At 64.2% G+C, this 12,288-nt stretch carries 9 protein-coding genes; all 9 read right to left on the bottom strand.

Annotated elements, in window-relative coordinates:
- Positions 1 to 118: 118 nt before the first annotated feature.
- Positions 119 to 778, bottom strand: a complete 660-nt coding sequence (locus tag AOA60_RS16210; protein ID WP_099585301.1) for a glycosyltransferase family 2 protein — start codon at positions 776 to 778, stop codon at positions 119 to 121.
- The gene (locus tag AOA60_RS16205) at positions 775 to 1,374 is read right to left on the bottom strand and encodes an SAM-dependent methyltransferase (RefSeq protein ID WP_099585300.1); all 600 of its coding nucleotides are present in this window, start codon (positions 1,372 to 1,374) and stop codon (positions 775 to 777) included. Before AOA60_RS16205 ends, AOA60_RS16210 begins: the two co-directional genes overlap by 4 nt.
- Positions 1,371 to 2,129 carry a PIG-L deacetylase family protein gene (locus tag AOA60_RS16200; RefSeq protein ID WP_099585299.1) on the bottom strand — a complete coding sequence of 253 codons (759 nt, stop codon included), beginning with the start codon at positions 2,127 to 2,129 and terminating at the stop codon, positions 1,371 to 1,373. The genes AOA60_RS16205 and AOA60_RS16200 overlap by 4 nt, the downstream gene beginning before the upstream one ends.
- Positions 2,126 to 3,124 carry an acyl-CoA dehydrogenase family protein gene (locus tag AOA60_RS16195; RefSeq protein ID WP_099585298.1) on the bottom strand — a complete coding sequence of 333 codons (999 nt, stop codon included), beginning with the start codon at positions 3,122 to 3,124 and terminating at the stop codon, positions 2,126 to 2,128. The genes AOA60_RS16200 and AOA60_RS16195 overlap by 4 nt, the downstream gene beginning before the upstream one ends.
- 1 nt (position 3,125) lies before the next feature.
- Positions 3,126 to 5,285, bottom strand: coding sequence for a glycogen debranching protein GlgX (gene glgX / locus AOA60_RS16190; protein WP_099585297.1), 2,160 nt, complete (start codon positions 5,283 to 5,285; stop codon positions 3,126 to 3,128).
- Between the two features lie 119 nt (positions 5,286 to 5,404).
- Positions 5,405 to 5,674, bottom strand: a complete 270-nt coding sequence (locus tag AOA60_RS16185; RefSeq protein ID WP_099585296.1) for a DUF2934 domain-containing protein — start codon at positions 5,672 to 5,674, stop codon at positions 5,405 to 5,407.
- Between the two features lie 24 nt (positions 5,675 to 5,698).
- Complete coding sequence (locus AOA60_RS16180; protein WP_099585295.1) at positions 5,699 to 8,449, bottom strand: malto-oligosyltrehalose synthase; 2,751 nt, start codon at positions 8,447 to 8,449, stop codon at positions 5,699 to 5,701.
- A complete protein-coding gene (gene malQ, locus AOA60_RS16175) occupies positions 8,446 to 10,530 on the bottom strand; it encodes a 4-alpha-glucanotransferase (RefSeq protein ID WP_099585294.1) in 2,085 nt (694 codons plus the stop codon). The genes AOA60_RS16180 and malQ overlap by 4 nt, the downstream gene beginning before the upstream one ends.
- The gene (treZ, locus tag AOA60_RS16170; protein ID WP_099585293.1) at positions 10,527 to 12,272 is read right to left on the bottom strand and encodes a malto-oligosyltrehalose trehalohydrolase; all 1,746 of its coding nucleotides are present in this window, start codon (positions 12,270 to 12,272) and stop codon (positions 10,527 to 10,529) included. The genes malQ and treZ overlap by 4 nt, the downstream gene beginning before the upstream one ends.
- Positions 12,273 to 12,288: the final 16 nt, after the last annotated feature.

The following is a 12,288-nucleotide window of genomic DNA, read 5'->3' as shown; positions in this document are numbered from 1 at the left end:
TTTATTCACCACAGACTCCGCCGTGGTGGTGCGTGGTCATTCAACCCTGAATGACCAGCAAGGCGTTTTCAGCATAGACAAGGATTCGCCGCTTTTACATTTCGCAACGTGGAATTTTTCACGGCGCGTGCACCAGGCTCTTCAAATAATCGCCAAACCCACCCTGGGCGCGGGCGTCCAGGCGCGCACTGGTGATCACTTGGGGCGAGTGGCTCCAGGCGATCGAGGCACCGCTGCGTTCCAGGCTGCGCACCAGTTGCACATCTTCATCGCAGGCCAAGGGTTCGAAACCACCGGCGCGAATGTAAGCACCTGCGCTGACACCGAGGTTGGCGCCGTGGATATGCCGATGCCCGTCCCGCGCCTGGTAGCCCTGGAGATAGCGGATCTGCGCGGCCGGGTCGAAGTCTTCGCTCCAGGCATCTACCGTCACCGTGCCGCATACCGCATCGGCGTTCAGCGCCAGCTGCGCCACCAGCCAGTCCGGCGCGACGCGGCTGTCGGCGTCGGTACAGGAGATCCAGCGGGCGCCCTGATTGAGCAAGTGCCGCGCACCGACGCCGCGCACATGCCCCACATTGCGCGCCCGTACTTCCAGATGCTGCACCGGGTAGGCCCTCGCGATGGCGGCGCTACCATCGCTGCAGCTGTCGAGCACCAACAGGATCTGCACCGCTTCACCCTGCAGGCCGGGGTGGCAGGCCGCGATCAATGCAGCGTCCAGGCACTCGGCCAACAGGGTTTCTTCGTTATGTACCGGGATCAGAACGCCGATCATCGCAGGCCCTCATGGCGAGCGACCGAGGTGCCATCGCGGCACCACAGGTCGAGGAGAAAATCCTGTTCGTGGTAGCTGGCGAGGCGCGGCATGGCCAGTCGTTCGTGGAGCAGGGCGTGCACCTGCTCGGCCGTCTGCGGGCAGCCTTCGATTGGCACGCGCCAGTGGCACGCCAGCAGTTGACCGTCGTCGGTCAGGCTGGCGAGCGCGTGGTCGATCACGCGGCCCAGATCGTCGGCGTCGAGGTAGTAACACAGCTCGCTGAGCACGATCAGCTCGAACCGTTCCGTCGGCCATTGTTCCGGCAGGCGGCGTTGCTGCACCTCGGCATGGGGGAACCCCAATAAACGGCTGCGCGCCAGACTGACTGCGGCTGCGGCGGTGTCACAGCACAGCAGGCGATCACAGCGCGGGGCCAATTCGAAACTCAGTTCGCCATTGGCGCAGCCCGGCTCAAAGATGGCGGCGTAGCGCGGCCGCGTCAGTACGGCCAGGGTCAGCGCACGTTTGCGTCGCTCGTACCAGCGTTGACGAAACGCCCAGGGGTCGTCGTTTTCGGCGAACAGTTGGTCGAAATACGGCGTGGCCACACTCATACAAATACCACTTCAAAGGGCTGCAGCAGACGCTCCAGCACATAGGGAGCCAGCACGGGGGCCAGGCCGATCTGCGGGTCACCTTCCAACTGGCTGGCAAAGGCATGGATGGCGTGACGCTTGCGGGCCACGGTCTCGCAGCTCAGGGGGATTTTGCGCGCACGGTGCCACGGCACTTGGCGGTCTTCGGGGGTTGCCCAGTGCCAGGTCCACACCGGCAACTCATACAGCGTGGCGCCCGCTGCCTGGGCTGCCTTGGCACTGGCACGGCCGACGGCTTCGTGGTCGCAGTGGCCGTCTTCGCGCCAGGTGGTGAACACCACATCCGTGGGCTTGAGGTAGCGTTGGATAAACGCGCTCAATTCATCTTCCCGCGCTGCCACCTGGCTGTCGCTGAAGCCAGCGCGCAACCACTTCAGGCTGTGCAACGGCAACCCCAGCCGATGCAGGGCCTGCGCCGATTCCTGTGGCCGCACCACACTCAGGCGCTCCACCGGCCAGCGCCGGGAGCCGGGGTGGCTGGCGCTGCCGTCGGTCACCGAGATCAGCTGTATGGGCCGGCTGAGCGCGGCCAGACCTTGCAGCAACCCGCCGCAACCCAACACTTCATCATCCGGATGGGGCGCGATGATCACTGCGCGATGGCCCTCAGGCACCAGTTGTTCGACGCTGATCTCTGGTAACTCGGCCATCCGTGGTGACGTCTGCCAGCGATGCAGCGGCGTGCCTTGGCCGACAATCGGGTTGGGTTTCATAATTGCCACCTGCCCGTGGGTTCGCCGGCGACCAGCTCACCGAGCCCGGCCAAGTCACGTTCGGCGTGACTCTGGCGCAGGTACACCGGCAAATCCGCCATCAGCTGTGCAAAGTGCGGGTCCTTGCAATAAGGCCCGGCACCGACCGCACGGCCCACGTGGTGCATCACTTGTGTGACCGTGTCCTCGATGCAGGCCCGCGTCCGCTGGGCCAGCGCGCGGGCATCGGCCTTGGGCTCCCGGTCGATGTGCTCGGCGCTGGCGCGCAGTACGCAGGCGGCCGCGTTCAACGCACTGTCGACGGCGCCCAAGTGGGCGAGGGCATGGGGCTCCGGGCGCTTGGCGCATTGTTCACGCAACACTTCTGCCAAGCGTTGGGCGGCGCCATACCAGCACGCGGCAATCCCTATCCCGCCTTGCCAGAAGCCCGGGCGGCTGAGGTAGTCACCCGGATGGCCGACCGCAATGGCGGCGGCCTCCGTGAACAGCACTTCGACACTGCCCGTAGCGGCCATGCCGACCGCATGCCAGCCTTCATCGGTCACCGTGACCCCCGGCGTGCGCATCTGCACCGCCACCAACTGCTGGCGGTCCTCCTCGTCCCACGCCGTCAGCAACCCATGGCTGACCACCGCCGCGCCGGAACACCAGGCTTTGCGACCGTCGACGATCAGTCGATGGCCGTCGCGCCGGACGCGCACTTTTGCACTCGGCGGTTCGGCGGCCCACATCCCCCACGTGCTGCCCAAGGGCGGCAGGGGGCTGTCCAGCTCGGCGATGATCGCCAAGGCGTCGGTGTGGCCTTCGAATAACTTGCACAGGCGCAGGTCATGCCCGGCCACCTGGGCCAGGCGGCTGAAGCGTGCCAACGTCTTGCCGCTGCCGGGCAACGGCAGTTGGTCCAGGCCTTCCTCCTGAAGCGCCTTCAGGGCCTCGCCCAGGGCCTGCGTGTCCGCATAGCCCCGGTAGCCTTGAAGGAATCCATGCAAAGCCATGTCATACCTCGTCTTCGCGCTGCAGCTCGAACAGCAACAGCGAGCGGCCGGTCACGGCGTATTCGTGTTCGAAATCAAAACGCTCCTGACCGCGCACGGCAATGTCATTGGTGTCGAGCATGCAGGTCCAGAACTCACCCTCGGGCACCGGCGGCAGGCGGAAATTGACCAGGTCGTGGTGCGCGTTGACCACCAGCAACAAGGTCGCATCGGCACCGGCGCGGCGAATCCCGGTTTCCTGGGCGCGGCCATCCATCAACATGCCCAGGCAGCGGCCATGGCTGTCCTCCCACTGTTCGGTGGTCATTTCATTGCCATCGGGGGCGAGCCAGGTCACGTCTTTTACGCCGATGTCTTCGTTGTAGTCGCCCACCAGGAAGCGCCCACGCCGCAGGATCGGGTACGCCAGGCGTAGTTTGATCAGGCGCTTGACGAACTTGAGCAGCGATTTGCCGTCATCGTCCAAGTCCCAGTTGACCCAGCCGATCTCGCTGTCCTGGCAATACGCGTTGTTATTGCCATGTTGCGTGCGGGCGAACTCATCACCGGCCACGATCATCGGCGTGCCTTGGGCCAGCAGCAGGGTGGCGAAGAAGTTGCGCATCTGGCGCAGGCGCAGCGCGTTGATTTCCGGGTCGTCGGTGGGGCCTTCGACGCCGTGGTTCCAGGACAGGTTGTTGTTGCTGCCGTCCTGGTTGTTCTCGTCGTTGTCTTCGTTGTGCTTGTCGTTGTACGACACCAGGTCGTGCAAGGTGAAGCCGTCATGGGCGGTGATGAAGTTCACCGAGCTGTAGGGGCGACGGCCACGATGGTTGAACATCTCACCGGAGGCTGTCATGCGCCCGGCGAAGTCCGCGAGCTGGCCGTCGTCGCCTTTCCAGAACGCACGCACGGTGTCGCGGAAACGGTCGTTCCATTCCACCCAGCCCGGTGGGAAATTGCCCACCTGATAGCCGCCGGGGCCGCAGTCCCACGGCTCGGCGATCAGTTTGAGCTGACGTAGTACCGGGTCCTGGCGGCAGGCCACGAGGAAGCTGTGGCGCTCGTCGAAACCGTCGCGGTAACGGCCAAGAATCGTCGCAAGGTCAAAGCGGAAGCCGTCGACGTGCATCTCGTTGGCCCAATAACGCAACGAGTCGGTGACCATTTGCAGCACGCACGGATGGCTCAGGTCCAGGGTATTGCCGGTGCCGGAATCATTGATATAGAAGCGCTTGTCGTCAGGCATCAGCCGGTAGTACGAGGCGTTGTCGATGCCGCGCATGGACAGAGTCGGGCCGCGCTCGTTGCCTTCGGCGGTGTGGTTGTAGACCACGTCGAGGATCACTTCCAGCTTCTGCTCGTGCAGGTGCGCGACCATCTCCTTGAACTCGGCGATCTTGCCGCTGGCCAGGTAGCGCGGGTCGGGGGCGAAGAACGCGATGCTGTTGTAGCCCCAATAGTTGGTCATGCCTTTTTCCAGCAGGTGCTGGTCGTTGACGAAGGCGTGCACCGGCAGCAGCTCTACCGACGAGATCCCCAACTGGCGAATGTGCTTGAGCACGTCGTCTTCCATCAGCCCGGCGCAGGTGCCGCGCACGGATTCGCCCACCGAAGGGTGACGCATGCTGATGCCGCGCAGGTGGGTTTCATAGATGATCGTGCGGTCCCACGGCACCCGCACCGGTTGGTCGTTGCCCCAGGTGTGCGCGGGGTCGATGACCTTGCACTTGGGCACGAACGGCGCGCTGTCGCGCTCGTCGAAACTGAGGTCGTCGTCAGGGTGGCCGATGGTGTAGCCAAACAGCGCTTCGGACCATTTGAGCTCGCCCACCAGTTGTTTGGCATAGGGGTCGATCAGCAATTTATTGTGGTTGAAGCGATGGCCGTTGGCCGGGTCGTATGCGCCGTAGACGCGATAGCCGTAAATCAGCCCTGGATGGGCGTCGGGCAAGTAACCGTGGAAAATTTCGTCGGTGTATTCCGGCAGCTCGATGCGCTCCAGTTCCACTTCGCCCGAATCATCGAACAGGCAGAGTTCAACCTTGGTGGCATTGGCCGAAAACAGCGCAAAGTTGACACCCAGGCCATCCCAGGTCGCGCCGAGTGGGAAGGGCAAACCTTCACGAATCCGCGACGGCTCATGGTCCGGCGTCGCTTGGCTTTTGTCGGGTTTGCTCATTGAAGTTGCTCCTGCAGGGTCTTTTTCGGGCCGAACGTCGCCGTGCTGACGAACATACAGCTGACAATCTGTGTGATGAAATGACCTCCCGCCGACACGTCGACGGGAGGTTGATGGAATTAAGGCTTGGGCTTTTTCGGCGCCGGTGGTTTCTTCGCCGTTGCTGGCGTCGGCTTGCCGGCAGCGGGGGCTGGCGGCTTGGCCTTGGCCGGCGGCTTGGGGGCGGCCTTGGGCTTGGCGCCCGCCTTGGGTTTGCTCGGCGTCAACGCTTCAGATTCGGCCAGCTTGCGCGCCATCTCCCAGTGGCGTGCGTCTTCGCCATGGGGTTTACCTTCAGACTCCCAGATCTGATGCGCCAGCTCGCGTATGCGTTTGTCTTCAGTACTCATCACAATGCTCCTCACAGAAAATTTTCAGCTTTCTTGATCATCAGGATTGATAAAGACATTGACCGGGAAATCCCCCAGGGCAGCGCTGATCAACAGCTCCTTGTCTGGTGTGACTGCGCCTGTATGAAAAAGTCCCTTCCAGTATTGAGTTGGTGCGGCGAACGGTAATTTCAGTCGGGTATCGCCCCAAACCTGCGCATTGATCTGGGGATGCACACCGTTATCCAGCAGGTGATGAGGCCAGCGTGGCACCACCACCAGCAGGCGTTTGCCCTGGTGTTCGCGGCAGAATGCGACCACCCGCCCGGCGTGTTGGCCGACCACTTCCAGCGGCGTGTAAGTGCCGCTGCGAAACAGCTCAGGTTGAGCCTTGCGCAGGGCCAGCACCTGGGCAATCAAGGCCTGCTTGATGCGCCCGTCCCGCCAGTTGAACAGCAGTTCGCCGATGTCCGGCGGCGTATCCAGGGCCTGTTGCCGTGCACTGAAATCCACCGGGCGACGGTTGTCGGGATCCACCAGGCTGAAGTCCCAGAACTCAGCGCCCTGGTACAGGTCCGGCACACCGGGCACCGTGATGCGAAGCAAGGATTGCGCCAGCCCATTGAGCGCACCCGCCGGGGCAATCGCCTGGGCGGCCGTCGCAATCGCGGTGCGCAGCGGGCGGCCTTCGTCACTGAGCAGCAGGCGCGACAGAAACGCTTCGACGCCTTGTTCGTAGGCGTCGTTGGGCGCGCTCCAACTGCTGTTCAACTTGGCTTCGCGCAGGGCTTTCTGTTGCCACTGCCACAGGCGTTGTTGATAGCCGTCGAAGTCATCCCCCTGGTCCAGCGGCCAGCTGCCCAGCAGCACTTGGTAGAGGATCAGCTCGTCACCGGCCGATGGCGTGGCGGCATCAGTGCGCAATGGCGCGGCCAGGCTGCGCCATTGCTCAACCTGCTCCACGTACCAAGTGGCGCACTCGCTGAGCACTGCGAGCCGTGCACGGGTGTCTTCGCCGCGTTTGTGGTCGTGGGTGGCGGTGGCCAGCAGGTTATCCGGGAAGGCCTGCAAACGCTGTTGGTTGATCCTGTGAAACTCAGCCAAAGGGGCGCTGAACTGCTCGGTGCTGAAGCCCACATCATTGCGCGACAGCAGCACCGCCGAGCGATAGAACGCGGTGTCTTCCACAGCCTTGGCGGCGGCGGGCGAGGTCAGTTGCTGGAAGCGTACACAGGCGTGCTTGAGGATCTTGCGCTCCCGGCCCACCGAGCGTTGGCGCCAGGGCTGGCCGCCGAGCCATTTTTCGAGGTGATCGAGCACCGGCCAGTCGCCCTCGCTCAAGGTGGTGCGGGCACCGTCCATGGCCTGCTGGAACACCGCGTCGTCGTCGGCGCTGCGGCCGAGGACGCTGATGTAGGTGCGGTACACCGGGAAGTGCACGATCAGTTCCTGCAAGGCGCGGCGAATCGCGCCCAGGGTCAGGTCGCGGGTCATCACATCGTCGCGGGCCACTTGCAGCAGCGCTTGGGCGACGCTTTCAAAATCCCCGCCCAACGAGCCGTTGAGGATTTGTTGGCGGGCCAGGCGGGCTTCTTCGATAAACGCCGAGGGCCGCTCGGTATGGCGCGTCCACAGTTCGGCCAGCGGTGCAAAACCGTCCGGCTGGTGTTGCAGCAACGACAGTTGGTCCATGAATTCATAGCCGGTGGTGCCGTCCACGCGCCAGTCTTCACGCAGGGTCTCGCCTTCGCCGAGGATCTTTTCGACAAAGATCGGCAAATGCCGACCTGGCGCAAGAGCATCCACCCGGCGACGCAGCTTGCGGCAATATCCACGGGGGTCGGCCAGGCCGTCGATATGGTCGATGCGTAACCCATCCACCAAGCCTTGGCTGATCAACTCGAAGATCTTGCCGTGGGTGGCTTCGAACACTGCTGTGCGTTCGACGCGCAGGCCGCCCAGCTCATTGACGTCGAAGAAGCGCCGCCAGTTGATATCGTCCGCCGCCGTGCGCCAGCTCGCCAGGCGGTAGGCCTGTTGCTCCAGCAACTGATGCAAGCGGTTGAAGCCTTCCGGCTGGCGCCCGTCGAACTGGCTCAAGCGCTCTTCAATGGCCGGCATGACTTCGGTGGCGCGCTCGGCCAATGCCTGCTTGAGCCACGCGGCTTCGGCGTAGGCGTCGTCCTGATAGGCGAGGGCGGCGAAACGGTCAGCCATGGGTTTGAGCGTTGCGTCGTTGCCCAGGATCAGCGCGTAATCCCGTGGGCAGATCGGGAAACGATGTTCGTAATGCTCGACATGAAACGCGCCGTGCTCGGCGTCGAAATGCAACGTCAGGGTGCCGGTCTGCAAGGCCTCGCCGTAGTCGCTGCCCAGAAACGGCATCAACAGTTGGCCCTTGAGCAGCGGGTCGGGCGAGTGCCACTGAATATCGAAGAATTCGCTGTACGGACTCAGGCGACCCCACTCCAGCAGGTCCAGCCACCAAGGGTTATCGGCACCGCCGACGGCCATATGGTTGGAGACGATATCCAGGATCAATCCCATGTCGTGTTCACGCAGCGCCGCCACCAGACGGCGCAGGGCCGGCTCACCGCCCAGTTCCGGGTTGACGCGGGTCGGGTCGACCACGTCGTAGCCGTGCATGGAGCCGGCGCGGGCACTGAGCAGCGGCGAGGCGTACAGATGGCTGATGCCTAGCTGGGCGAAATACGGCACCAAAGGCACCGCGTCGTCCAGGGTAAAGCCTTTATGAAATTGCAGGCGCTGGGTAGCGCGCAGGGGTAGGGTCTTCATCGGTCACGCTCATGGGCCTGGTTGCGCGCGACGGCCAGCAATTCGAGGCGTCGTGCAGCACCGGCGTTGTCCAGCAAACTTGAAGCTTCACCCGCCAGGCGTCGGCGCCAATTGGGATGGGTGTCGGTGGTGCCGGGCAGGTTGGCTTGTTCTTCGACGCCCAGGGCGTCCTCCAATGGCAACAGCACCAGCGGCGCACGGGTGTGGCCGAGGTAGCGCACGCTGGCGTCGATCATGTGATCGGTTTCGTTGCGAATCTCTTCGACGAAGTTCTGCGGGTCCTGGCTCAAGGCCTGGCGCAGTGCCTGGCGTTCGCGCAGACGGTGTTCGCTCCATTGATCCACGGTGGGCGCATCGATCAGGCCGAGCTGGATGTTCCAGTCGATATCGCGGCTGTGCCACCAGCCGTTGAGCGTGGGCAAATCGTGGGTGCTGGTGGTCGCCAGGGCGTTGTCCGGCCAGTCGAGGATCGGCTTGAACTGGCCGTCATGGCCTTGCTCGAACAGCAACACACGCATGCCCAGGATGGAGCGGCCGCTGAGTTTTTCGCGCAGGCCTTCGGGCACGGTGCCGAGGTCTTCACCGAGGACGATGGCCTGGTGGCGGTGCGATTCCAGCGCCAACAGGCGTAACAGGTCGTCCACCGGGTAATACAGGTAAGCCCCTTCCCGGGGCGATGCGTCCATGGGGATCACCCACAGGCGCTGCAGGCCCATCACATGGTCGATGCGCAAGCCGCCGGCATGGGCGAAGTTGGCGCGCAACATCTCGATAAAGGCACGGAAACCGTTGCGCTTGAGGCCTTCGGGGGAGAACGCGGAAATGCCCCAGCCCTGGCCGGCGCGGTTAAGGATGTCTGGCGGCGCGCCCACGGTCAGGTCGGCCAGCAACTCGTCCTGGCGACTCCACGCCTGGCTGCCACCGCCGTCGGCGCCCACGGCCAGATCGGCGATCAGACCGATGCCCATGCCACTGCCCTTGGCGGCTTGTTGGGCACGCTCCAGGCACCGGGCGATGAGCCATTGGGTAAAGGCGAAATAGCCGATCTCTTCACCGTTGTCCTCGGCGAACTGCGCCAGCGCCGGGCTTTGCGGCGTGCGCCACTCTCGCGGCCAGTGGCGCCAGTCGAGCTCTTCGCCGGCAGCTGCGCGGGCGGCTTGCACGGCTTCGAAGCGACAGTGGTTTTCCAGGGCTTCACCGCCGGCCTGGCGGAAACTCAGGAAGTCCGCATGTTGCGGATGCTGGCCGTGGCGGAAGTCTTCATACAAGGCGCGCAGCAGGCGTTGCTTGGCCTTTGCGGCGGTGGGCCAGTCGATCAGGGCGTGTTGCTCCAGCGCGTGCAGCTCCTCCTCCAGGCCGAGCGCCTCGATGGCGCTGCGCACTTCACGTTCGCCGAGGATGCAGCCGGGCGAGGCATACAAGCTGTTAAGGAACAACCGGCTCGACGGCGAATACGGGCTGTAGCGTCCGGTGTCGGCGCTGAACATCGCGTGCATCGGGCTGATCGCCAGGGCATCCGCACCGCGTTCGGCGGCCGAACGGGCCAGGTGCTCCAGGGCCAGGGTGTCGCCGAAGCCGCCATCGCCCAGGCGGCGCAGCGAGTACAACTGGGCACTCAGGCCCCAGGCGCGGGCGGGTTGGCTGTCGACGGCTTCGGCGACGCTGTAGCAGTGGGTGGGGGCGACGGCGAGGGTGAACGTCTGGTCGTTGATGTACACGCGGTGATAGCCGAGGGCGATCACGCCGGGCAGCACCGCGTCGCCATCAAGGCGCAGCTCCAGGGTTTCGCCGTTTTCCAGGCTGACGCGGCACTGCGTGTCGGGTTCGAAGTAGCGCGCCAGGTCCAGGCCGTGGCCGCTGTCGATGGTCAGCAGCGGCGGCAGGTGTTTGTCTTGCTGCTGTTGTTCCAGTTCCAACAGGCTGGCGTCGATCTCTGCATCGGTGTCGGCAGGGTGGCCCAGACCTTTGAGCACGGCGCGCAGGGCATCGGGTGTCACGCGTTGCGGACGGCCGTTGGCGTCGATCCAATCGACGGCAAGGCCCGCGCGGCTGGCGAGGATTTCCAGGTTCGCTTCGCTCAAGGGTGTTCTCCAACAGGGGAAAGGCTGACGCGCGCGCTGTACGGCGGCAGTTGCGCGCCTTGCTCAGCGGGCGTGGCGAAAATAACGTGCTGCGGCGCCGGGTGATTCACGGGCGTGGCACTGAGGTTGAGGTCGATCTGCAACAGGCTGCCGTCGCCCAGGCGCCAGCGCGCGGTGACGGCGCCGTCTGCCAGTACCTGGGCGCCCAGCGCCACGCTGCCGGGCAGGTGCGGCACGAGGTGGCGACGGCGCAGGCTCAGCAGTTGGCGGTAGAGCTGCGCGTGTTCGCTGTCGGCAAACACCGGGGCCGATTGCTCGAAGGTCGGCAGGGCGTTGGGATCGGGAATACGTGCGCGTCGTTCGGGATCCTGGAACGCGGCGAAGTCGGCAAACTCGCTGCGGCGGCCTTCACGCACCGCTTCGGCCAATTCGCCGTGGTGGTCGGTGAAAAACAGAAAGGGTTGCTGGGCGTTGACTTCATCGCCCATGAACATCAGCGGGATCATCGGCGACATCAACAGCAACGTGGTCGCGGCCCTGAGTGCCTGGGGCGTGCAGAGTTGGTGCAGGCGCTCGCCCATGGCGCGGTTGCCGATCTGGTCATGGTTCTGCAAGAACAGCACAAAGGCACTCGGTGGAAGGTGCGCGCTGGGCTCGCCACGGCGATGGCCATGGCGGGTGGTGTCACCTTGGTAGATGAACCCTTCGCTCAGGCAGCGGGCCAGTTTGGCGGTGGTGTCCTGGGCGAAGTCGCTGTAGTAGGCGTCGGTTTCACCGGTGAGCAGCACATGCAGCGCGTTATGGCCGTCGTCGTTCCACTGTGCATCGAAATCATGCTCCAGCAGGCTGGCCTGGTTGAATTCGTTTTCCAGCACCAGCCATACGTGGCGGCCGGTGTCGACCTGTTGGCGCACCCGTTGCGCCAGTTGTTGCAGGAAACCGGGATTGTCGATGGCGTGCACGGCGTCCAGGCGCAGGCCGTCGAAGCGGTACTCCATCAGCCACATCAGGGCGTTGTCGAGGAAGAAGTCGCGCACCTCGCGGCGCTCGAAATCGATCCCGGCACCCCAGGGCGTGTGCACGTCTTCGCGAAAGAAGCCTCGGGCGTATTGGCCCAAGTAGTTGCCGTCAGGGCCGAAGTGGTTGTAGACCACGTCGAGGATCACGGCCAGGCCGTGTTCGTGGGCGCTGTCGATCAGGTGCTTGAGCTGTTCGGGCGTGCCGTACGAGGAGTGGGGGGCGTAGGGGAGAACGCCATCGTAGCCCCAGTTGCGTTCGCCGGGGAACTGCGCCAGGGGCATCAATTCAATCGCGGTCACGCCCAGCTCGGCCAGGCGCGGCAGGTGCTTTTCGACGCCGGCGTAGCCCCCCAGCGCGCCGACGTGCAGTTCGTAGATGACCGCCTCATGCCACGGGCGACCGGCCCAGTGGCTGTGCCGCCATTCGTAGGCGAGGGGGTCGACCACCAGGCTCCAACCATGCACATCTGCAAGCTGGGCTCGGGAGGCGGGGTCAGGCACGTCCTTTTCCCCGTCGATGTTGTAGCGGTATCGCGTGCCCGCCGCGCATTTTATTTCTACTTCGAACCAGCCGTCTGCCTGCGGCAGCATGGCGACCGATTTACCGTCTTCCAATTCAACGCTGACATAAAACGCGTCTGGCGCCCACAAGGCAAAACGCGTGTGTTGCGCGTCCAGCATGATTGCGCCGTGGGGCCAGGTTTCCAGAGTCCGTAATGGCATCTATAGAGACCTCCCT

This window comes from Pseudomonas sp. 2822-17, from assembly GCF_002742485.1.
Taxonomy (GTDB): Bacteria; Pseudomonadota; Gammaproteobacteria; order Pseudomonadales; family Pseudomonadaceae; genus Aquipseudomonas; species Aquipseudomonas cyclaminis.
This window is presented reverse-complemented; position numbering and strand designations above follow the sequence as displayed.